Source organism: Streptomyces sp. NPDC107500, from assembly GCF_055582785.1.
Genome location: NZ_JBVJPF010000008.1, coordinates 333422 through 355674 on the forward strand (window position 1 = coordinate 333422; position 22253 = coordinate 355674).

19 protein-coding genes are annotated in these 22253 nt (G+C 73.7%); 9 read left to right on the forward strand and 10 right to left on the reverse strand.

Annotation, left to right across the window (positions count from 1 at the left end; translation table 11 throughout):
* Positions 1–70: 70 nt before the first annotated feature.
* The 3 genes from ACZ67M_RS30745 to ACZ67M_RS30755 all read right to left on the reverse strand — a co-directional run bounded on the left by ACZ67M_RS30745 (position 71) and on the right by ACZ67M_RS30755 (position 6296).
* Positions 71–1669, reverse strand: coding sequence for a carboxylesterase/lipase family protein (locus ACZ67M_RS30745; RefSeq protein ID WP_469853692.1), 1599 nt, complete (start codon positions 1667–1669; stop codon positions 71–73).
* 88 nt (positions 1670–1757) lie between these two features.
* The gene (locus ACZ67M_RS30750; protein ID WP_469853693.1) at positions 1758–3365 is read right to left on the reverse strand and encodes a VCBS repeat-containing protein; all 1608 of its coding nucleotides are present in this window, start codon (positions 3363–3365) and stop codon (positions 1758–1760) included.
* 72 nt (positions 3366–3437) lie between these two features.
* Positions 3438–6296, reverse strand: a complete 2859-nt coding sequence (locus ACZ67M_RS30755; protein ID WP_469853694.1) for an FAD-binding and (Fe-S)-binding domain-containing protein — start codon at positions 6294–6296, stop codon at positions 3438–3440.
* 111 nt (positions 6297–6407) lie between these two features.
* Between ACZ67M_RS30755 and serC the strand changes: the two genes are divergently transcribed.
* The gene (serC, locus tag ACZ67M_RS30760) at positions 6408–7526 is read left to right on the forward strand and encodes a phosphoserine transaminase (RefSeq protein ID WP_361357435.1); all 1119 of its coding nucleotides are present in this window, start codon (positions 6408–6410) and stop codon (positions 7524–7526) included.
* A 74-nt stretch (positions 7527–7600) separates the two neighbouring features.
* On the opposite strand, the gene ACZ67M_RS30765 is transcribed toward serC, so the two are convergent.
* The gene (locus ACZ67M_RS30765) at positions 7601–7840 is read right to left on the reverse strand and encodes a hypothetical protein (RefSeq protein WP_469853695.1); all 240 of its coding nucleotides are present in this window, start codon (positions 7838–7840) and stop codon (positions 7601–7603) included.
* A gap of 294 nt (positions 7841–8134) precedes the next feature.
* On the opposite strand from ACZ67M_RS30765, the gene ACZ67M_RS30770 reads away from it, so the two are divergent.
* Positions 8135–8359 (forward strand): hypothetical protein, encoded by a 225-nt coding sequence (locus ACZ67M_RS30770; protein WP_469853696.1) that lies wholly within the window; start codon positions 8135–8137, stop codon positions 8357–8359.
* Between the two features lie 161 nt (positions 8360–8520).
* On the opposite strand, the gene ACZ67M_RS30775 is transcribed toward ACZ67M_RS30770, so the two are convergent.
* The 5 genes from ACZ67M_RS30775 to ACZ67M_RS30795 form a co-directional block, all read right to left on the reverse strand.
* Positions 8521–9195 (reverse strand): response regulator transcription factor, encoded by a 675-nt coding sequence (locus tag ACZ67M_RS30775; protein WP_469853697.1) that lies wholly within the window; start codon positions 9193–9195, stop codon positions 8521–8523.
* A gap of 29 nt (positions 9196–9224) precedes the next feature.
* Entirely contained in the window at positions 9225–10424 is a 1200-nt protein-coding gene (locus tag ACZ67M_RS30780; RefSeq protein ID WP_469853698.1) for a sensor histidine kinase, read from the reverse strand.
* A 2-nt stretch (positions 10425–10426) separates the two neighbouring features.
* Positions 10427–10957 (reverse strand): hypothetical protein, encoded by a 531-nt coding sequence (locus ACZ67M_RS30785; protein WP_453440825.1) that lies wholly within the window; start codon positions 10955–10957, stop codon positions 10427–10429.
* Between the two features lie 122 nt (positions 10958–11079).
* A complete protein-coding gene (locus ACZ67M_RS30790) occupies positions 11080–11904 on the reverse strand; it encodes an ABC transporter permease (protein WP_469853699.1) in 825 nt (274 codons plus the stop codon).
* Positions 11901–12920 carry an ATP-binding cassette domain-containing protein gene (locus ACZ67M_RS30795; RefSeq protein WP_467322472.1) on the reverse strand — a complete coding sequence of 340 codons (1020 nt, stop codon included), beginning with the start codon at positions 12918–12920 and terminating at the stop codon, positions 11901–11903. Before ACZ67M_RS30795 ends, ACZ67M_RS30790 begins: the two co-directional genes overlap by 4 nt.
* 90 nt (positions 12921–13010) lie before the next feature.
* Here ACZ67M_RS30795 and ACZ67M_RS30800 point away from each other — a divergent pair, with 90 nt between their 5' ends.
* Complete coding sequence (locus ACZ67M_RS30800) at positions 13011–13826, forward strand: TetR/AcrR family transcriptional regulator (RefSeq protein ID WP_469853700.1); 816 nt, start codon at positions 13011–13013, stop codon at positions 13824–13826.
* Here the strand turns inward: ACZ67M_RS30800 and ACZ67M_RS30805 are convergent.
* Positions 13800–14777, reverse strand: a complete 978-nt coding sequence (locus ACZ67M_RS30805) for a WD40 repeat domain-containing protein (RefSeq protein WP_392239006.1) — start codon at positions 14775–14777, stop codon at positions 13800–13802. The two genes, ACZ67M_RS30800 and ACZ67M_RS30805, sit on opposite strands and share 27 nt — an antisense overlap.
* A gap of 121 nt (positions 14778–14898) precedes the next feature.
* Here ACZ67M_RS30805 and ACZ67M_RS30810 point away from each other — a divergent pair, with 121 nt between their 5' ends.
* The 6 genes from ACZ67M_RS30810 to ACZ67M_RS30835 all read left to right on the forward strand — a co-directional run bounded on the left by ACZ67M_RS30810 (position 14899) and on the right by ACZ67M_RS30835 (position 22198).
* Positions 14899–15579 (forward strand): GDSL-type esterase/lipase family protein, encoded by a 681-nt coding sequence (locus tag ACZ67M_RS30810; RefSeq protein ID WP_469853701.1) that lies wholly within the window; start codon positions 14899–14901, stop codon positions 15577–15579.
* Positions 15580–15691: 112 nt separating this feature from the next.
* Positions 15692–16930 (forward strand): sensor histidine kinase, encoded by a 1239-nt coding sequence (locus ACZ67M_RS30815; protein WP_361357406.1) that lies wholly within the window; start codon positions 15692–15694, stop codon positions 16928–16930.
* Positions 16931–16986: 56 nt separating this feature from the next.
* Positions 16987–17661, forward strand: a complete 675-nt coding sequence (locus tag ACZ67M_RS30820; protein WP_361357403.1) for a response regulator transcription factor — start codon at positions 16987–16989, stop codon at positions 17659–17661.
* Between the two features lie 157 nt (positions 17662–17818).
* Entirely contained in the window at positions 17819–18637 is an 819-nt protein-coding gene (locus tag ACZ67M_RS30825; RefSeq protein ID WP_469853702.1) for an ABC transporter ATP-binding protein, read from the forward strand.
* Positions 18634–21162 carry an ABC transporter permease gene (locus tag ACZ67M_RS30830; protein ID WP_469853703.1) on the forward strand — a complete coding sequence of 843 codons (2529 nt, stop codon included), beginning with the start codon at positions 18634–18636 and terminating at the stop codon, positions 21160–21162. The genes ACZ67M_RS30825 and ACZ67M_RS30830 overlap by 4 nt, the downstream gene beginning before the upstream one ends.
* 43 nt (positions 21163–21205) lie before the next feature.
* The gene (locus ACZ67M_RS30835) at positions 21206–22198 is read left to right on the forward strand and encodes an aldo/keto reductase (protein WP_469853704.1); all 993 of its coding nucleotides are present in this window, start codon (positions 21206–21208) and stop codon (positions 22196–22198) included.
* Positions 22199–22253: the final 55 nt, after the last annotated feature.

The following is a 22253-nucleotide window of genomic DNA, read 5'->3' on the forward strand; positions in this document are numbered from 1 at the left end:
CCTAAATCGGAGCGGTCGGAGAAAGGCGTGCCCAGTCAGGGGCCCGTCCCCACAGACGCCCCGGTCCGGGTCAGCCGAGGGACTTCCAGAAGTCGTACTGGTGGTCCTTGGCGAAGTCGGCCGGCCGGATGCCGCCCGGCCCCGAAGCCAGCGACTGCGCGTTCAGCGCGCCCGGAGTGGTCGCCTTCCACGGGGCCTCGCCGCCGCGGGCGAAGTCGGACCAGATGCGGATCATCTCGTCGGACAGGGCCCGCTGGCGCTTGGTGAGCGGGGCGAACTCGGTGAGCTCGAAGAGGTAGGGAAGCTCGAACGTGTGCGCGGCACCCATGGGGAAGGAGGGCTTGGCGTAGGTTTCGGCGTCGGCGTACCAGGGGGTCTCGTGGTCGGCGAACTCGTAGGTGTAGGTGCGGGAGCCGCGAGCGAGCGCGTGTCCGGTGTCGACGGTGTGGCGAGCCTGTCCGGCGTCGGTGAGGACCGCCGACAGTGCCAGGGCCGGGCTGTCGCCGTAGGCGGACACGGGGTAGCGGGCGGCGATGGCGGCGGCCTTCTCCGGCCCGAAGTCGTTCTCCAGACGGTCGCGGTAGTCGGCCTGGTCGAGGATGGCTTCCGGGTCCTTGGTGGCGTACCGCTTGGCCAGCTCCGCCCCGTACACCATCGCGCGGCCCTCCTCGCGGTTGATGCCCTGGAGTACGGGCACCTTGTTGTACCTGCCGGTGGCGATGGCCTCGCGCGGAGTCCGGGGCAGCAGCTTGCCGCCGTAGACCGGGCCGTACGGGTAAGGGCTCTGGCCGAAGTCGTACACGAGGTGCCGGGGCTCCGCCGTACGCCAGTCGCCGTCCTGGCCGCTCGCCTCGCTCCGCTCCCCGATCGCCTCGGCTGCGTCGTCCCCCTGTCTCAGGGCGTCCGCCCGCCCGCGCGCGGCGTCGGGGCGCAGGCACGCCCCGCTCTGCAGCACCACCCGGTGGAAGAGGCCGGCCGACGACGGGGCGACCAGGTGCGCGCACGCGCTGGTGGCGCCGGCCGACTCGCCGAACAGCGTCACCTTCCGCGGGTCTCCGCCGAACGCGAGGGCGTTGCGCTGCACCCACCGCAGCGCCGCCTGCTGGTCGAGGAAGCCGTAGTTGCCGGACTCGCCTCGGCGTTCCAGTTCCGGGTGTGCGAGGTAGCCCAGGGCACCGAGCCGGTAGTTGACCGTCACCACGATCACGTCGCCCTGGGCCGCCAGCCTCCGGGCGCCGTGCATCGCACCCGAGCCGTCGGTGTGGTCACCGCCGTGCAGGTACACCATGACGGCTCGCGGCTCCCGGGACGCGGCACGCGGGGTGGTGACGTCGACGAGCAGGCAGTCCTCGGTGGCGGACGGGGGGCCGGCCGGCGGCACGGATCCGGTCTGCGGGCAGGCGGCGCCCGGCCGGGTGGCGTCCCGCACGCCGTGCCAGCGTCTCGGGGACGCCGGGGGCGCCCAACGTCGCTCGCCGGTGGGCGGGGCGGCGTAGGGGATGCCCTGGAAGGTCCGTACCGTGCCGGTCCTCACCCCACCGACCAGGCCCTTGTCGGTGCGTACGACGGTGGCGGTGCCGTGGTCGGCGGCGGCCGCGGTACCGGCCGTGACGGCGGTGCCCGTCGTCAGAGCGAGGGCGATGACCAGGTGTGCTGTCTTCTTCAACATGCTGAGGACACTATGGAGTTGCGCTTCCCGGCAGCAGCCGGTCAGCCACCCCACGCGGGGTGGTGACAGCACCACCCCGACCCGCCCGCTAGCGGGCGATCCCCGCACCCCCCATCAGCAGCCCCAGCCCCTCCGTGGCGTCGAAGTCGTCCGCGGACAGCCGGACCACGCCCTCGGTCGCGGGGCCCTCGGCCGTACCGGGCAGCACCCACGCGGCGCCGTCGATCGTGTCGCTGCCCGGGGCGGTCACCACCAGGTCGGCGTGGCCGTCGCCGTCCAGGTCGGTGAGGCCGAGGGAGGTGCCGAAGTCGGCCCTGCCCTCCGGGTCGGCGCCGAAGCCGGAGCCGTCGAAGAGGCGGGCGCCCGCGCCGCCGAGTCCGTCCGGGCCGCCGGCCAGGAACAGCACCTGCTCGGGGCCGGGCTTCCCGTAGACGTCCCAGCGGGGCGCGCCGGCGACCACGTCGGCGTACCCGTCGCCGTTGACGTCGCCGACGTCGAGGGGGGCGAGGACGGCGTCCTCGTCCTGGGGTTCCTCGCCGGGCACGCCCGGGGTGTCGCGGTCGACGGTCGTCGTCCGCCCGCCCGGCCCGGACTCCGAGCCGTACACGACCGTCACCGAGCTGCGGCTCGCGTCGCCGCCCCGGGGGGTGAGGACGATGTCGCCGAAGCCGTCGCCGTCCACGTCGCCGACGGCACCCGTCCCGGCGTCGGGGAGGCGGACGCCCCGCGGCTGCGTGAAGCCGTCCCGGCCGCCGTGCAGGTAGCTCACCGGTCTGACCTGCTCGGACCAGGGACCCTCGGGGTCCGGATCGGCGTTGTGGAAGCTCACCAAGTCGTCGATGCCGTCGCCGTCGAGGTCCCCGGCGACGAGGTCGCCGTAGTTGGCGTTGCCGACCTCCGGCGCGGGCCTGCGCGGGGCGGGGACGCGGTCCGTCCCGGCCGGGGTGCCGTCGCGCCGGAAGGGGCCCTTGAGCAGCCCCTTGTCGGAACCGAGCCCGAAGACCAGGTCGGGATGCCGGTCCCCGTCGAAGTCACCGGCGGCGAGCTGCTCGTCCAGGAGAGGGTCGTTGTCCCAGGCGACGTGGCTGCTGTCGGTGCCCGGCACGCGCGTGGCACTCGACAGGCCCTCCTCCGACCCCCACACGATGATCACGCTCGGCTTCCAGTCGAAGACGGCGGACGCGAGGTCGGTGTACCCGTCCCCGTCGAAGTCCCGCGCCACCACGTCCGTCCCGAAGAACGCCTCGTCGCGGTTGTCGCCGGGTATCCCGGGGTCGTCCTGCGTGAGGTACTGGCAGCGCCCGATCCGCGTCCCGTCCCCCGTCCCGTAGGCGACCTCGATGCTCCCGCCGCCGCTCCCGCCCTCGACGCTGCCGCCGGAGCCGAGGGCGAGGTCGGGGTTGCCGTCCCCGTCGAAGTCGGCCGGGGGCACGGTGCCCTTGCGGGCGGGGCGCTCCGTGCCGGGCGCGGTGCCGTCCGACGCGGGCCGTCCCGACGCGGTCGCGGTGGCGGACGCGGCGCCCTCCCCCGAGACCCGGCACGCATAGGGCGCGGCGACGCCCGCCGGCTCCCCGCCGACGACCAGCACGCCCACGACGACTCCCACCGCGACGGCACCGGCGGCACCGCCGATCAGCCACGTCCGCCTGCCGACGCGCCGCCGCGGGGTGCCGTTCTGATCATCCGAACCGTCCATACGAATGATCACGCACCCGCGGCGGCACGCGGTTCCGATCACCCGCCGGGCGCCGGACCGAGGCCCCCGCAGTCACTCCTGTCCCAACCGCTCCGCCAGCACCTCCGCCAAGTGCCGCCCCCGCACCCCCGCCAACTGCTCCAACTGCGTCCGGCACGAGAAGCCGTCCGCCAGGACCACCGCGTCCTCGGGTGCCTCGCGTACCGCCGGCAGGAGCCGGTCCTCCGCGCAGGCGGCCGAGACCTCGTAGTGGCCCTTCTCGAAGCCGAAGTTGCCGGCGAGACCGCAGCAGCCGCCGGTCAACTCGCCGGTCAGGCCCGCCGCCTCGCGCAGGCGGCGGTCGGGGGCGTCGCCCAGGACCGCGTGCTGGTGGCAGTGGGTCTGGCCGGTGACCGGGCGGTCCACGGCGGGCGGGGTCCAGTGGGGGGCGTGGCGTTCCAGGGCCTCGGCGAAGGTGAGGACGCGGGCGGCGAGCCGGGCCGCGCGGGGGTCGTCGTGGAGCAGCTCCGGGAGGTCCGTGCGCAGGGCGGCGGCGCAGCTCGGTTCCAGGACGACGACCGGCGCCGACGTCTCCAGTACCGGGGCCATCAGGTCCAGCGTGCGCCGCATCACCGCGCGGGCCTGGTCCAGTTGGCCCGTCGACACGTACGTCAGGCCGCAGCAGACGCGGCCCCGGCGGGTCGACAGCAGCGCCGCCGACGACTTCGACGTGCCGTCGCCCACCCGGGCGCGTCCCCGCAGCGTCGGTGGCAGCGCCACCCGCAGCCCCGCCGCCTCCAGCACCCGTACGGCCGCCCGGCCCACGGACGGCGAGAGGTGTTCGGTGAAGGTGTCGGGCCAGAGGACGACCAGGTCGCCGGGGCGATCCGGGCTTGAACGACGCCCGCGCCACCAGCGGGTGAACGGCTCGCGGGCCAGGCGGGGCAGGTCCCGCTCGGCCGCGATGCCGCCCAGGCGTTTCGCCACGGCCGCCAGAGGGCCGACGGAGGCGAGCGCGTTGACGACCGGCGCCACCCGCACCCGCGCCGCCCAGCGCAGCCACACCGGCAGCCTGCCCATCGCGTAGTGGGCGGCGGGGCGGCGGCGCCCCGCGTAGTGGTGGTGCAGGAACTCCGCCTTGTACGTGGCCATGTCGACCTCGACCGGGCAGTCGGAGCGGCAGCCCTTGCAGGACAGGCACAGGTCGAGCGCGTCGCGGACCTCCGTCGACCGCCAGCCGTCCGTCACCAGCTCGCCCGCGAGCATCTCGTGCAGCAGGCGGGCGCGCCCGCGGGTGGAGTGCTCCTCCTCCCCGGTCGCGCGGAAGGACGGACACATCACTCCCGTGCCCGACACCGACGTCGTACGGCACTTGGCGACGCCCACGCAGCGCCGTACCGCCGCCGAGAAGTCGCCGCCGTCGGACGGGTAGCCGAACGCCACGTCCACCGGCTCGCGCGGCAGGACGGAGAAGCGGAGGTTGGTGTCCAACGGCGCCGGGCGGACCAGCATGCCGGGGTTGAGGAGGTCGTCCGGGTCCCAGACCGCCTTGGCCCGCTCGAAGAGCGCGACCGTCTCCTCCCCGTACATCCGCGGCAGCAGTTCCGCCCGCGCCTGCCCGTCCCCGTGTTCGCCGGAGAGCGAGCCCCCGTGCGCCACGACGACGTCCGCCAGCTCCTCCGAGAAGCGGCGGAAGCGCGCGACGCCCGCGTCCGTCAGCAGGTCGAAGTCGATGCGTACGTGGATGCAGCCGTCGCCGAAGTGGCCGTACGGTGTGCCGCGCAGACCGTGCGAGGTCAGCAGCGCCCTGAAGTCGCGCAGGTAGGCGCCGAGGCGGGCCGGGGGCACCGCGCAGTCCTCCCAGCCGGGCCACGCCTCCGCGCCGTCCGGCATCCGCGTGGCCGTACCGCTCGCGTCCTCCCGTACGCGCCACAGCGTCCGTTGCCCGGCCGGGTCGGTCACCACGCGCGCGTCGACGACGTCGGCCGCCCGCACGATCGCCTCCGCACGCGCGCGTGCCTCCGCCTCCGAGTCGCCGCCGGTCTCCAGGAACAGCCAGGCCCCGCCCCGCGGCAGACCCTCCGTGGACGGCACCAGGTCGGCCGCCATGCCCTCCACCGTCAGCGGGCCGTACGGCAGCAGCCCGGCCGCCGCCTCCGCCGCGCCGGCCTCGTCGGCGTAGCCCAGCACCGCCAGCGCACGCGCGCGCGGTGCCTCGACCAGCCGTACGGACGCCTCGGTCAGCACGCCCAGCGTGCCCTCGGAGCCGCAGAAGGAGCGGGCGACATCCCCGCCCCGCTCCGGCAGCAGCGCGTCCAGCGCGTAGCCGGAGATGCGGCGGGGGAGGTCGGGGAAGCCGGTGCGCAGACGTGCCAGGCCGCCGTCCACGAGGTCGCGCAGGCCGTCCGGCGCCCCGGCCCACTCCTGCCCGAGGCGGAGCCGCTTCCCGCGCGCGGTGAGCACCGTCAGCTCGCGCACACTGTCCGCCGTCGTGCCCCACGCCACCGAGTGGGAGCCGCACGAGTTGTTGCCGATCATGCCGCCGAGCGTGCACCGGCTGTGGGTGGAGGGGTCGGGGCCGAAGCGCAGGCCGTGCGGGGCGGCGGCGTCCTGGAGGCGGTCGAGGACCAGGCCCGGCTGGACCACGGCCGTCCGCGCCTCCGCGTCGAGGGAGACCAGCCGGTTCATGTGCCGGGTGAAGTCCACCACCACTCCCGTGCCGGTCGCCTGCCCGGCGATCGACGTGCCGCCGCCCCGCGCCACGACCGGCACCCCGTGGTCCCGGCACACCTCCAGCACGGCCGCCACGTCGTCTGCGTCTCTGGGCGCCACCACGCCGAGCGGGACCCTCCGGTAGTTGGACGCGTCCATCGTCGTCAGCGCGCGGGAGGTGACGTCGAACCCGACCTCGCCGCGGACGGCCCTGCGCAGTGCTGCCTCCAGATCGGTCATGTCATCCAGCATGGGCTCTCGTCGTTCCGTACAGGTCCGCACGGCGGAGATCTCGTCTCATCGGACGGACATGGCTTCGCCCGGTTTGGCCGACGGGATACCCTCCGGCACGTGGCTGAGATCCAGATTCCTGCTGACATCAAGCCCGCGGACGGTCGATTCGGCGCGGGTCCCTCCAAGGTGCGGGTGGAGGCGCTGGACGCCCTGGCCGCCACCGGTACGTCCCTCCTCGGCACCTCCCACCGACAGGCTCCGGTCAAGAACCTGGTCGGCAAGGTCCGCGAGGGCATCCGCGAGCTGTTCCGGCTCCCCGACGGCTACGAGGTGATCCTCGGCAACGGCGGCTCCACCGCGTTCTGGGACGTCGCGACGCACGGCCTGATCGAGAACCGGTCGCAGCACCTGAGCTTCGGCGAGTTCTCGTCCAAGTTCGCCAAGGCCGCGAAGCTCGCGCCCTGGCTGGCCGAGCCGACGGTCGTCTCCTCCGACCCGGGCACCCACCCCGAGGCGCACGCCGAGGCCGGTGTGGACGTGTACGCGTTCACCCACAACGAGACCTCGACCGGCGTCGCCATGCCCATCAAGCGGGTCGCCGGCGCCGACGAGGGCTCCCTCGTGCTGGTCGACGCGACGTCCGGCGCCGGCGGTCTGCCCGTCGACATCGCCGAGACCGACGTGTACTACTTCGCCCCGCAGAAGTCCTTCGCCTCCGACGGCGGCCTGTGGATCGGCGTCTTCTCCCCGGCCGCGATCGAGCGCGCCGAGCGGATCCACGCGTCCGGCCGCCACGTCCCGGAGTTCTTCTCCCTGCCGACAGCGATCGACAACTCGCGCAAGAACCAGACGTACAACACCCCGGCCCTCGCCACGCTCTTCCTGCTGGGCGAGCAGTTGGACTGGATGAACGGCCAGGGCGGCCTGGACTTCACCACCGGCCGCACCAAGGACTCCTCGACCCGCCTGTACACCTGGGCCGACGAGTCCAAGTACGCCACCCCGTTCGTCTCCGACCCGGCCAAGCGCTCGCAGGTCATCGGCACCATCGACTTCGCCGACGACATCGACGCCGCCGCCGTCGCCAAGGTGCTGCGCGCCAACGGCGTCGTCGACACCGAGCCGTACCGCAAGCTCGGCCGCAACCAGCTGCGCGTGGCGATGTTCCCGGCGATCGACCCGGCGGACGTCGAGGCGCTCACGAAGTGCGTGGACTACGTCATCGACAAGCTGTAACGGCTTCTTCCCGTACCAGTGCGGAGGGCGCCCGGCGGATCACCCGCCGGGCGCCCTCCGCGCATCCGTACGCCCTACTCCTCGCCGAACAACTCCTCGGCGTGTGCCGCGCTCAGGGAGCGGTCGAGCCAGGTGCCCAGCACGTCGAGGTCGGTGCAGCCGGCGACCCGCTCCCGGACGGAGTCGGGGATCTCGACACCCCGCACCTCGAGGATGTGCAGGATGTCCTCGGCCTTGCCCTTGGCTCGGCCTTCGAGCCAGGACTCTTCGACGATCGTGTTGCTGCCCGGAAAGTTCGGGGTGTAAGTGGCCATCAGATGCCTCCAGTAGTCACGACCCGGGCCCTCACCCAGCCCGATCTCGACAATCTCCGCCCAGTCACACGGTCCACGTCCCCGCCCTCGTCCGTCTCGCTGTCACCCCTGGACCCGGACTTTTCGGCGTCGTCCGCCACTCCTGACGCCAGCGCGTCCAGCATTGGAGTCAGCCCCGGATCCCTGGCGTACGCGAGCGCGGAGAAGACGGCGACTCCACGGTCCCGGGCCGCCTCGTCCGCCTCGGTGATCGCGGGAAGAACTCCAGGCCCCAGGGCCAGCGGGAAGACGACCATGCTCGTGTGGAAGCCGCGTCCGACACGGATCGCCGCCTGCGTACGTCCAGCTCTGGTGCTTGTCCGGATCCGGCTTGCCCTGCGACTCGACGGCGAGCACGAAGCCGCCCTCCTCACGGGCCACACGCACCCGGAAGGCACTGTCCACTCGGCGCTCAAGCGGTCTGATCTCGGTGAGATCGGTGTCCAGGGGCTCGATCGCGGTGTGCTCCGGGAAAACTGACCATGCGACGGAACGTAATCGAACAGGCACGTCGAGTGCGGGTGTTCGGCTCGGCCTCAGCCGTACGGGTGTAGATGCCATTGGCCTATGCCGATTGCCGGCAGCTTCACCAGACGCACCTTCACCGTGGCCCACGTGCGCCTGCCGGCACGGCACCCGCCTCAGGCCAGCCCCGCCGCGATGGCGCGGCGGACCGCTTCGGCGCGGCCCTGGATGTGGGACTTGGCGAACAGGTTGTTGATGTGGGTCTTGACCGTGGCCTCGCTGATGAAGAGTTTCTCGGCGATGCCCCGGTTGGACAGGCCCTGGCCGATCAGGGCGAGGACCTCGCGTTCGCGGGGTGTGAGGTCGGCCGGCAGGGGCTGTCCGGCAGGTCCGGGAGCGGGCGTCCTGGCCCTGGCCGTCGCCAGCAGCCGGTTCTGGACCTCGCGGTCGAGGACGGACTGCCCGGCGCCCGCGGCGCGGATGGCCCGGGTGATGTCCTGGCGCCCCGCGTTCTTGGTCAGGTATCCGCGGGCCCCCGCCCCGAGCGCGCCCAGGATCGACTCGTCGTCGGCGAAGGTGGTCAGGACGACCACGGCCACCTCCGGATGCTCCTCGGTCAGGCGGCGAGTGGCCTCGATTCCGTCCATCACGGGCATCCGCAGGTCCATCAGCACCACGTCGACCGGTCCGGCGGCGACGGCCGCCAGTACTTCGCCGCCGTCCGCGGCCGCCGCGACGACGTCGATGTCCTCGGCCAGCCCGAGCACCGCGGCGAGCGGCTCCCGTACGGCGGCCTGGTCGTCCGCGACGACCACCCTCAACCGCGCCGTGCTCTCGGCCCGTTCACTCATCGTGGTCGCTCAGCATCGTGGGTGCTCACTCATCCTGGAATCACTGCCTTCACCTGCCAGCCGCCCTCGTCCCGGCCCTCGGTGACCGGTCCGGCGGCGACGCTCCCGCCCAGCAGGGCGACCCGTTCACGCATTCCGATCAGACCCATGCCGCTGCCGCCTCCCGGGGTCGCCGTACGGGTGGCACGTCCGTTGCGGACCCTCAGTGTGATCGACGCGGCGGCGAACGTCAGCTCCACGCCGACCGGTCCGCCGGGCGCGTGCCGGGCGGCGTTGGTCAGGGCCTCCTGGGCGATCCTCAGCAGGTTCTGGGTCACCCGGGCCGGCACCTCGCGGACGGTTCCGGTGACGGTGAGGGCGTCGTGGTGGCCCGCCGATTCGACCATCGCGGTCAGGCTCTCCAGCAGCGGCAGCGCGTCCTCGCGCAGCGCGTGCACGGTCCACTGGGCCTGCTTCAGGCTCTCCTTGACCAGGCCGTGGGCCTTGTCGTTGGCCTCCCTGACCTTCTCCAGGTCACCGGTGTCGAGCAGGGCGTCGGCCAGCTCCAGCTGCATGTTGATCCCGGCGAGGGAGTGCGCGAGGACGTCGTGCACGTCCCGGGCGATCCGGCCGCGCTCGGTGAGGACGGCGGTCCGGGCCTCCGCGCGGGCGGCGCGTTCCGCGGACTCGGCGGCCGAGAGGGCCGCGCGGACGGCCTGGCGCTGACTGCGGTTGAGGATGCCGACCACGACCGGCACGCCGGTGAGGAGGCCGAGCACCCAGGGCAGATCCGGGTCTCCCGGCCCGAGGTGGAAGTACAGGACACCGGTGCACAGCAGGGAGCACACGGCCGCGAGGGTGAGAGCCGGCCTGGTTTCGAGCCGGTGCCCGGCGTGCCCGGCGAGGAAGAACGCGAACAGGTATCCCGTACCGCTGCTGCTGACACCGATCAGGGCGGCCGCCGCGGCGATGCCGAGCGTGAGCCAGACGAGTGCCGCACGCGCAGGGACGCGCTGCTCGGGCAGGGACCGGGCCAGCAGTGCCGCGGAGTTCACCACGAACAGACACGTGACCGCCAGGCCCTGGCCGCTGAACCCCATGGGCCGGATCGTCAGGGCTCCCACGACGATGACCGCGAGGTTCAGGCCCCACTGCATACGCGGGTCCTGACCAGGTACCGGCCGTGGTCCCGCCCCCGGCTCCGGGGACGGGGTGCTCTGGGTGGCGGACACGGGCCGAACATAGCGCACGGTCAGGCCGTACCGTCGAGGACCGGCACGGCCGGGGAGACCGCCCTGGCCCGGGCGCGGCTGCGCAGGTAGATCGTGGCCACCCGCGTGACCACCTCGGTGACCGCCATCATCACGAACGCCGTCACCCATGCCTGGTCGCTCGTGATGTGGTGGGCGACGCTGAACCGGGCGACGTCGTCGGCGCCGCCGCCGTGCTCGACCCAGATCTGGAAGCCCATGCGGGCGCCCATGCCCAGCACCCACAGGATCGCCGACACGGCGCCGGCCTTGATCATGAGGTGTCCGTCGAGTGCCCGTATCCGGGTGTACACGCCGCCCGCGACACCGAGCGCGGCGCCCACGGCCGTCAGGGCCGCGATCAGCACCAGGTCGTTGCCCGCGGTCGGCACGGAGTCCAGGTACGAGTACGCCACGAAGGCGACGATCCCCAGCGGGATCAGGAAGGTCTTGCGGTCCAGCGGGGCTTCCCGCAGCTGCCGGAAGACGACGAGGACGAGGACGATGTCGGTGATCCACTCGGTCGTTGTCATGCCCTCAAGGCTGCTCGGACGGGGCTCGCGACACCTGGACCCATGGGTGGAGCCGGGGGTGGAGATCCGCCGCGTTCCCGGTCTCCACCCCGGCCCGCCGAGGGACCGCGCTCCGCCGGTGCCTACCGGCTCAGCCGCTGGAACCGCCGTACCGCCAGCGGCAGGAAGACCGCCGTCAGGATCACCGGCCACACGACCGCCATCAGCAGCGCGTGCTGCTCGACCCAGGTGTCGCCGGCGCCGACCGGGGTGCCGAACAGGTCGCGGGCGGCCGCCGACGTGGAGGAGATCGGGTTCCAGGCGGCCACCCAGCCCAGCCAGTCGGGCATGAGCTGCGGGGCGACGAAGATGCTGGAGATCATCGTCAGCGGGAACGCCACCGCGAACAGGCCGCCCGCCGCCTCGGGGTTGGGGACGAGCAGGCCCAGCCACACGCCGATCCAGATCAGCGCGAACCGCAGCCACAGCAGCAGCCCGAACGCGGCGAGGAAGCCCCAGCCGCCGTCCGGACGCCAGCCCATGGCCATCGCCGTCAGCATCATGATGGCCAGCTCGGCGCAGGCGGCCAGCAGGTCGGTGACGCCGCGTCCGGCCACCACCGCCGAGGAGGCCATCGGCATGGAGCGGAAGCGGTCGATGACGCCCTTGGTGGAGTCGTGGACGACGAGCGTCGCGGTGTTGATGAAGCCGAACGCCATGGTCATCACGAACATGCCCGGCATCAGGAAGTCCTTGTAGTCCCCGCCGCCCGGCACCGTCATCGCGCTGCCGAAGACGTAGCCGTACAGGAGGACGGAGAGGATCGGGAAGCCCAGCTGCCAGGCGATGTTGACCGGCTGGCGCTGGTAGTGGAGCAGTCCGCGGCGGACGAGGTTGCCGCAGTCGGCGAGCAGCCAGTACAGACGCCCGCGCTCGGGCGGGGCCGTGGCACGGTCGAGGGCGCTCATGCCGTCACCGTCTCCTTCTCCGCACGGTCCGTGCGATCCGGGCGATCCGAGCGATCTGTGTGATCCGTGCGATTCGTGCGGTGTCCGGTCAGGCGCAGGAACACGTCGTCGAGGCTCGGCCTGCGCAGCCCGATGTCCTCCACGGCGACGCCCTCGTCCTGGAGGGTGCGCGCCACCTCGGTCAGCGCGGACACCCGGTCGGTGACCGGGGCGTGCACGCGCAGCGTCTCCTCGTCGGCCTCGGGCTCGCCCTCGCAGACCCGGGCGACCACCTTCACCGCCCGCGCCAGGTCGGCCCGTTCGGCGACCACGACCTCGACGCGGTCGCCGCCGACCAGGTTCTTCAGGCCGTCCGGGGTGTCGTCGGCGATGGACCGGCCCTGGTCGATGACGGTGATGCGGGAGGCCAGCTTGTCGGCCTCCTCCAGGTACTGCGTGGTCAGCAGCACGGTCGTGCCGCCCGCCACCAGGGCCCGCACCGATTCCCAGACCTCGCCCCGGCTGCGGGGGTCGAGGCCGGTCGTCGGCTCGTCCAGGAACAGGACGGACGGGGCGAGGATCATCGACGCGGCGAGGTCCAGGCGGCGCCGCATGCCGCCGCTGTACTTGCCGACGCCCCGGTCGGCGGCGTCGGTCAGGTCGAACTGGTCCAGCAGCTCGACGGCGCGGGCCCGGGCCCGGCGGCCCCCGAGGTGGAACAGGCGCCCGAACATCTCCAGGTTCTGCCGGCCGGTGAGCACCTCGTCCACCGCCGCGTACTGACCGGTCAGGCCGATCCGGGCGCGCACCTCGCGCGGCTGCCGGGCGACGTCGAGACCGGCCACCTCGGCCCGGCCCCCGTCCAGCCGGAGCAGCGTGGACAGGATGCGTACCGCCGTGGTCTTGCCCGCGCCGTTCGGCCCGAGCAGGCCGTGCACGGTGCCCTCGCGGACGGTCAGGTCGAAACCGTCGAGGGCGTGCTTCTCGCCGTAGCGCTTCTCCAGGCCCTCGGCGCGAACCGCGTGTCCGTCGCTCATGGGTCCCCCTCTCACTCGCCAACTGAGTACACCGTACCCGATTACGCGTACGCCGTACCCAGTTTTTCTTCGCGGCCCTAGACTGACCCCATGGCGAGCGGCACGGAGACCAGCGGCAGCGGCGACATCGCCCGCACCCTCGAACTGTTGTGGGACACCGGCCCGCGTCCCAGCCGGGGGCCCAAGCCCGGCCTGACGCTGGAGCGGATCGTGGAGGCCGCCGTCGAGGTCGCGGACCGGGAGGGCCTCGGCGCCGTCTCGATGCGCCGCATCGCCACCGAGCTGGGCACCGGCACCATGTCCCTGTACCGCTACGTCCCCGGCAAGAGCGAGCTGCTCGACCTGATGCTGGACCGCGTGCAGCGCCCCTCCGAGAACATCGCCGAGCCGGGCGACAGCGGCTGGCGCTCGGCGCTGCACGCCCTGGGCCACGCCACACTCGCCCTCTACCGCCGCCACACCTGGCTGCTGGAGGTCAACCAGTCCCGCCCGATCCTCGGCCCGAGCGCGCTGGAGGGCATGGAGAGGGTGCTCGCCCTGATCAAGCCGATGGGGCTGACCGACCCCGAGCTGCTGTCGGTGATCCTCCTGATCGACGGGTACGTCGTCGGGGCCGCCCGGACCCAGGTGTACGCGGAGGAGGCCGAGCGCACCTCGGGGCTCACGGACGCGCAGTTCTGGCAGGCGCAGGAGCCGATGCTGGTGAAGGCCATGACCAGCGGGCGCTACCCCGTCCTGGCCGGGATGTCCGAGGACACCTTCGGCCCCGGCTTCGACCACTTCGAATTCGGCCTTCAGCGCATCCTGGACGGCCTCGAGGTCTTCGTGGCCGCCCGGGGCGCGGCACCGGTCCCCCCCGCGGACACCGGCTCCGGCTGCTCAGCGCCGCCGGAACAGCCGTCGTAGTCCGAACAGCGCGAGGCACGCGACGACCAGCCCGGCCGCCCCGACCTTGAGCGTGTCCCCGCCGGGGACGCCGGAGTCGGAGTCACCCCCGCCCGAGGCGCCCGAACCGCCCCCGCCCGAGGAGCCGGCGCCGGGCGCGTCCTGGGCCCGGACGGGGCTGCTCGCGCCCTCCATGCCCAGCAGCAGCTTCGCGCCGTCGGTGGTGTACGTGACGGACTCGCCCTGCCCGAGGGGCACGCTGATCCGGTCCTTGCGCTGGATCTTCCCGCCGTTCCAGTCGTACCAGATGCCCCCGAGGTAGCCGCGCACGGCGAGCGACTTCCCGTCCGGGGAGAACGCGGCGTCGGTGGCCCAGAGGTCGACGGGGACGGTGGGCCTGAAGACGTTGGTGCCGGAGGCGGAGAGCTTCGCCGGGCCCTCGTAGAGGTGCCCGCCGTCCTCGTTCTTGTCGATGAGGTAGACCCGCCCGGTCTTCGGGTGGACGGCCATCGACTCCGCGTCCCGGGCGCCGTCCGCGTACTTCACGACGTACTGCGTCGCCTTGACGGTCTGGTCCTTCAGTTCCTTCGGCTCGGGCAGCTCGTAGATCCACACGTACGGCCAGGTGCCGCCGAGGTTGTCCCCGATGTCGCCGACGAAGATCCTGTTGCCCGGCCCGACCGCGATCGCCTCGACGTCGCGGGGCTTGCCGACGCCGGAGAGGGCGACGCGGGCGACGGTCTCGCCGGTGGCGCCGTCGACGGCGTACAGGTAGGGCCCGTTGTCCTGGTCGTTGTGGGTCCAGTAGACGCCCGGGTGGAGGCGGGAGGCGGCGAGGCCGCTGGACTCGGTGATGCGCGGGTCCTTGATCGTGAACCCGTCGCTCCCGGGGACGCCGTCGGCTGCGGAGGCGGGCACGGCGAACGCGCCCACGAGGAGGGCCGCGGCGAGGAGGGCGAGGGGTCGGCGCATGGCCCAAGCCTGCCATCCCGCGCGGGCGTTCACGCGGGCGGTCACCCTGGGTGGCCGGCTTCACATCCCGGGTGGCCGGGCCCACGTCGCGCGGGCCGGACCGATCGTCCATGATGAGCGGATGCTCAGGTTCATGTTCGTCGGTGACTCCATGACGATCGGAAGCGCCGGCGAACACACGTGGCGCTACCGGCTGTGGCAGCACCTGTGCGCCACGTACGGCCGCCCCTTCACCTGCGTCGGCCCGCGCGAGACGCTGCACGACCAGGTGACGGACGCCCCCACCTCGCACGCCTACGCCGAACCCGCCTTCCCCCGCGCCCACCTGGCCGGCTGGGGCGAGGGCTGGCACCACATGACGCCGCTGATCGCCGAGACGGTACGGGAGTACCGCGCGGACGTGCTCCTGGTCTCCCTGGGCCTGATCGACCTCGGCTTCTACACCAACGCGGAGCAGACCGCCGACAACGCCCGCGCCTTCGTCGCCGAGGCCCGCTCGGCCAACCCGCGCGTGCGCGTGGCCGTGATGCCGGTGCTGCACAACATCCGGGTGGACGCGGACCCCACCTTCGCCGGGCAGGTCCACCGCTTCAACGAACTCCTCGCCAAGACCCTCGCCGACCTCGACGAACCGCGCTCCTCCCTGCTGCTCGTCCCGCCGCCCGCGGAGTACGAGTTCCACGCGGACACGTACGACGGCACCCACCCGAACGAGAGCGGCGAGCACCGGATCGCGGCGGCGTTCGCCGAGGCGATGGACGAGGGGTGGGGTCTCGGCGGGCCCTACTCCGCCGCCGCGTAGACCACCGCGCAGACCGCCGCGGTCACCCGGCCCCACCCCCTACCGGGGTATCACTACGACCTGGCTCCCCAGGGTGACGCCGCGCCCCCGACCCGCACATAGGCTGGCGCCCATGACCTCAGTCGAGGAGGGTCGCCCTCGCGCGCTGCTCGCGGGGGCTTCGCGCTGGTGGGTACGGCTACTGCCGTGGGCCGTGGCGTTCGTGCTGTCCGTCGCCCTGCTGCCCACCACCATCGTGGTCCTCACCGCCGACTACGGTCTGGGCGGCGGCCCCGCGAGCGCGCTGGCCGTCGCGCAGGCGGCGCCGCTGCTGCTCGCCGTCGCACACCCGCTGCGGGCCTGGTTCGTGATCTTCGCCGCGGACGTGGCCGGGGCGCTGGCCCTGCTCACCGTCGACTTCGAAGCGCGCCTCCCGTGGCCGTTCCCGCCCATGGCGATCGTCGGGTACATCGGCCTGTGCCTCGCCCTGGGCCTGCGCGAGCGGCGCCGGACCCTGCTGCTGGTGTGGCTGGCGACGGCGGCCGCCAACGTCGGCCTGGGCTTCGCGGCGCCCCACGGCTTCGGCGCCAAGGGCCTGTTGCTCACCATCCTCGGGGGCGTCGCGCTCCTGCTGGGCGGTGTGCTGCGCGAGCGGCACGAGGTGCAGCGCAGGCTGGCCGAGCAGGAGACGATCAGCGAGGCCGAGCGGGAACGGCGGACCCTGCTGGAGGAACGTGCCCGCATCGCGCGCGAGCTGCACGACGTGGTGGCGCACCACATGTCCGTCATCACGGTGCAGGCGGACACCGCGGAGTACCGCCTCGCGACGCTGCCGCCGGACGTGCGGGAGGAGTTCACCTCCATCGCGGCGACCGCGCGGGAGTCGCTCGGCGAGATGCGACGGCTCCTCGGCGTGCTGCGCAACGAGGAGGCGCACGGCGAGCTGGTGCCCCAGCCGGGTCTCCCGCAGATCGCGCAGCTGGTGGAGGCGACGGCGAGGACCGTCGGGCCGGTGGAGTTCACCCCCTGCGACGCCGAGGTGCCGGAGGCGGTGGGCCTCTCGGCGTACCGGATCGTCCAGGAGGCCCTCGCGAACGTCGTACGGCACGCGCCGGGCGCCGCGACGCGGGTGTCGCTGTCGGTGTCGGCGCCGGTCGCGGACGGCGGGGACCATCTCACCGTCCTGGTCGTCAACGGGCCGCCGCCGAAGCCGCCCGCCGCGCCGCTCGAGGTGGGCGGCACCGGGCACGGCCTGGTCGGCATGCGCGAGCGGGTACGCATCATCGGCGGCACCCTCGACGTGGGGCCGCTGCCGGACGGCGGGTTCCGGATCGCCGCCCGACTCCCCCTGACCGGACCCGAATTCCCCTGACCGGACCCGACTCCCCCTGACCGGACCCGACTCCCCCTGACCGAAGAGGACTTCACATGACCACGCGCGTCGTGATCGTCGACGACCAGGCCATGGTGCGGGCCGGTTTCGCCGCACTGCTGGCCGCGCAGGCCGACATCGACGTGGTGGGCGAGGCGCCCGACGGCGCACAGGGCGTCGAGCTGAGCCGGCGCACCCGGCCCGACGTCGTGCTGATGGACGTCCGCATGCCCGAGATGGACGGCCTGGAGGCCGCGCGCCGCCTCCTGTCGCCCCCACCCGGCGTGACCCACCGGCCGCGCGTCCTGATGCTGACCACCTTCGACGTCGACGACTACGTGTACGAGGCGCTGCGGGCCGGCGCGAGCGGCTTCCTGCTGAAGGACGCGCCGCCCGCCGACCTCATCGCGGCGGTACGCGTCGTGGCCTCGGGCGACGCACTGCTCGCCCCCTCGGTGACGCGCCGCCTGATCGCGGACTTCGCCCGGCAGCGCCCCGCCACCCGGGGCAGGCCCGCGCTGCGCCTGAAGGCCCTCACGGAGCGCGAGACCGAGGTCCTCACCCTGGTGGCCCGCGGCCGGTCCAACACGGAGATCGCCCAGACGCTGGTCCTGGCCGAGCAGACCGTGAAGACCCACGTGAGCCGCGTCCTCACCAAGCTCGACCTGCGCGACCGCGCCCAGGCGGTGGTCTTCGCCTACGAATCGGGGCTGGTGGCGCCGGGCGAGTGACCCCCGGCAGGTTGCGTTCCCCTCCTCGCTCCCTCCTCCGCCACCCCCTACCCCGGTAGCACCCCCACATTGGCTCCCCGGTATGACGCCCGGGGCGCAACCGAAGCCGCACTCTCCATCCCGTCGAAACAGTGCACGGACGAGGGAGAGAAGGACCATGAGGCTACGCGGCGGCAAGCGGCGGAAGGCGGACGACCGGCCGGAGGTCCCGGCCGGGACGCCGGGACTGGCCGTCGAACTGCGCGGTGTCCGGCGGCAGTACGGGCGGGGCGCGGGCACCGTGCACGCGCTCGCGGGCATCGATCTCGCCCTCCCGCGCGCCACGTTCACCGCGGTGATGGGACCGTCCGGGTCCGGCAAGTCCACCTTCCTCCAGTGCGCGGCCGGCCTCGACCGGCCGTCGGCGGGATCCGTGCGCCTCGGCGGTACGGAGATCACCGGCATGAGCGAGAACGAGCTGACCGAGCTGCGCCGCAGCCGGCTCGGCTTCGTCTTCCAGGCGTTCAACCTGCTGCCGTCGCTGACCGTGGAGCAGAACGTCCTGCTCCCCCTGCGCCTCGCCGGACACCGCCAGGACCGGCGCCGCGCGGCCGCCGTACTCGCCCAGGTCGGGCTGGCCGACAAGGCACGGCGCCGCCCCGGCGAACTCTCCGGCGGCCAGCAGCAGCGCGTGGCCGTCGCCCGCGCCCTGGTCACCACCCCCGACGTGGTCTTCGCCGACGAGCCCACCGGCGCCCTCGACACCGGCACCGCGAGCGAGGTCCTCGGCCTGCTCCGGCACGCGGTGGACGCCCTCGGCGCCACCGTCGTCATGGTCACCCACGACCCGGCCGCGGCGGCCTGGGCCGACCGCGTGCTCTTCCTCGCCGACGGCGGGTTCGCCGGCAGCCTGGAGCACGGGTCGGCGGAGCGGATCGCGGCACGCATGGCGGCGCTCACCGCCCGTACGGACGTGATGGCCGAGGTGGCGGCATGAGGAGCCTCGCCCCGAACGGCCTCGCGCGCGCGGCCGTGCGCTTCAAACCCGCCTCGTTCGCGGGCACGTTCGTCGCGCTGATGATGTCGGCGCTGATCGTCACGGCCTGCGGCGTCCTGCTGGAGAGCGGCGTCCGCGCCTCGGTGCCGGCCGAGCGGTACGCGAACGCCCCGGTGGTCGCGGCGGCCGACCAGTCCGCGCGCCTCGTCGCCGACACCGTCGACGGCCCGGAGGAGAGCGCGTTCCCGCTGCCGGACACCGCCCGCGTGGACACGGGGCTCGCCGCGAAGGCCGCCCGGGCGCCGGGGGCCGCGGCCGCGGTGCCGGACTTCACCTTCCCGGTGCGGCAGGGCGCGGGTGCCGGTGGCGCGGGGCTCACCGGTCACGGCTGGGGCTCGCACGCCTTCACCGGCACCGCGCTGACCGAGGGCGCCGCACCCGGCGCGGGCGAGGTGGTGCTCGACGCCACCGCGGCCCGTACCGCGAAGGCGGGCGTGGGCGACTCCGTCGCGCTCGAAACGGCCGCCGGACGCGCCGGATTCCGGGTCTCCGGGCTGGCCGAGGCCGGGCCGGGCGACACCGCGGCGACCGGCGCGAGGGCCGGTGGCGGTGCCACCGCCTGGTTCGCCGACACCGAGGCACCCGTGCTGGCCGGACATCCCGGAAAGGCCGACGCCATCGCCGTACTCGCCGAGGAAGGCACCGGCACGGACGCCCTCGCCGCGGCCGTCGGGAAGTCCCTGGCCGGCTCCGACGCGCTGGTCCGCACCGGCGACGACCGCGGCGAGGTCGAGGACCACGGCCTGGCGCACGCCAAGGAGACCCTCACCGGACTCGGCGGCTCCTTCGGCGGCGTCGCCACCCTGGTCGCCGTCTTCACCGCGGCCGGGACCGTCGCCCTCTCCGTCGGCCAGCGCGGCCGCGAGTTCGCGCTGCTGCGCGCCGTCGGCGCCACCCCGCGGCAGATCCGCCGCGCGGTCGCCACCGAGGCACTGCTCGTCGCGCCGCTCGCCGGGCTGCTCGGCTGCCTGCCGGGGATCGCGCTGGCGAACTGGTGGTTCGGGCAGTTGAAGGACCGCGGGGCGATTCCGGAGGCGGTCGAGCTGCACGTCTCGTGGATCCCGCTTGTCGCCGCCGTCGGTGCCGGGCTGCTCACGGCGCTCGGCGCGGGCTGGGCGGCCGGGCGCAGGCCCGCGAGGATCAAGCCGGGGCAGGCGCTCGCCGAGGCCTCGGTGGAGCGGCTGCGGCCGGGCGTCGTCCGTACCGTCCTCGGGCTGGGCGCCCTGGCCGGCGCGGCGGTCCTCGCCGGCTTCGCCGCCTCCGCCGCCGGTGGCGACGCGGCCAACGCCTCCCTCGGCGTGATCATGCTCTTCATGCTGGCCGTCGCCCTGCTCGGCCCCGTGCTGGCCCGGCTGTGCGCCGCGCTCTTCGGCCTGCTGCTGCGCGGCGGCGGCGCCCCGGCCGCGCTGGCCGCCGCCAACTCCCGCACCAACGCCCGCCGGCTGGCGTCCGCGCTCACCCCGATCGTGATGGCGATGGCCTTCGCCTCGACGCTGGTCTTCATGCACACGAGCGAGAGCCGCACCGCCGAGGACCAGCTCCGCGCCGGCCTCACCGCCGACCACGTCGTCACCGACCCGGCGGGGCTGCCCGCCGACGCCGCCGGCCGGGCCGCCCGCGCCCCCGGCGTCGAAGCGGCGGTGAGCCTGCTGGACACCCAGGTGCTGGTCCCCGTCCGGGGCGGCGGCGAGACGTCGCTCCAGGCGTCGGCGGCCCAGGGCATCTCGGGCTCCGGCGCCCAGCTCGCCGAGGTCCAGGACCTCGACGTCCGCAGCGGCAGCCTGGACCGCGTGGGTGCGGGCCGGATCGCGGTCGACAGGACGCTCGCCGACGCGGCGGACGTCGAGGTCGGCGACGCCCTGCCGCTCTACCTCCCCGACGGCACCCGGGCCCGCCCGGAAGTCGTCGCGGTCTACGGCCGCGGCCTGGGCCTGGCGGCGGTGACCATGGACCGCGCCTCCCTGGCCGGCCACGTCACCTCGGCCTTCGACAGCACGCTGCTGGTGAGCGGCGGCGAGGCCGGTGACCTCACCGCGCTCGGCGAGGTCACCGACGCCTCGGGCTACGCCCTCGCGCGGAACGTCGAGCGTGAACTCGGCGCCTGGGCCAACTACACGATGGCCGCCGTCCTGGGCGGCTTCGCCGCCGTCGCCGCCGTCAACACCCTGGTGATGACGGTCCTCGACCGGCGCCGCGAACTGACCGCGCTCCGCCTCGTCGGCTCCACCCGCCGCCAGGTGCTGCGCATGCTCCGCTGGGAGTCGCTGCTGGTGTCGGTGGCGGGCGTGGCGCTGGGCACCGCCATCGCCATGATCACGCTGACCCCGATGATGCGCGGCCTGACGGGCGAGCCGCCGCACGTCCCGCCGCTGCTGTACGCCGCGTTCGCCGCGGTCGTGGTGTCCCTCGGCCTGCTCTCCGTGACGCTCCCCGCCCGGGCGGCACTGCGCGACCGGGACGGCTGAGATCACTTGCCTGGAGCGCACTCCAAGTCGTTGGCTGGGAACCATGGAGTACACGCAGCTGGGACGCACAGGACTCAAGGTCAGCAGGCTCGTCCTCGGGACCATGAACTTCGGTCCGCAGACCGACGAGGCCGACAGCCACGCCATCATGGACGCGGCGCTGGACGCCGGTCTGAACTTCTTCGACACCGCCAACGTGTACGGCTGGGGCGAGAACAAGGGCCGTACCGAGGAGATCATCGGCAACTGGTTCGCGAAGGGCGGCGACCGGCGCGACCGGACCGTCCTCGCCACCAAGGTGTACGGCAACATGGCCGCCGACGGCGAGGCGTGGCCCAACCACGACAAGCTGTCCGCCGTGAACATCCGGCGGGCGGTCGACGCCAGCCTCAAGCGGCTGCGCACGGACCACATCGACCTGTACCAGTTCCACCACGTCGACCGCGCCACCGGCTTCGACGAGATCTGGCAGGCGATCGACGTCCTGGTCCAGCAGGGCAAGGTGCTGTACGCGGGGTCGTCGAACTTCCCCGGGTACAAGATCGCCCAGGCCAACGAGACCGCCGCCCGGCGCGGCGGCACCATCGGCCTGGTCAGCGAGCAGTGCCTGTACAACCTGGCCGAGCGCCGGGCCGAGATGGAGGTGATCCCGGCCGCGCAGGAGTACGGCCTCGGGGTCATCCCCTGGTCGCCGCTGCACGGCGGGCTGCTCGGCGGCGTGCTCAAGAAGGAGGTGCAGGGCCGACGGCGGGCCTCCGGGCGGGCCGCCGACACCCTGGCCGACCCGGCGGGCCGGGCGCGGATCCAGGCCTACGAGGACCTGCTCGACAAGCACGGCGTCGCACCCGGCGAGGCGGCCCTGGCCTGGCTGCTGACCCGGCCCGGCGTGACCGGCCCGATCGTCGGTCCGCGCACCGCCGAGCAGCTCGACTCGGCGCTGCGGGCCGTCGAGCTGGAGCTGTCGGACGAGCTGCTGGCCGGTCTTGACGAGATCTTCCCGGGTCCGGGGCCGTCCCCGGAGGCGTTCGCCTGGTAGCGGGGTGAGCGGGGCGGCGGCCGGTCAGCCCAGCGCCGCCGCCACCGCCACCACC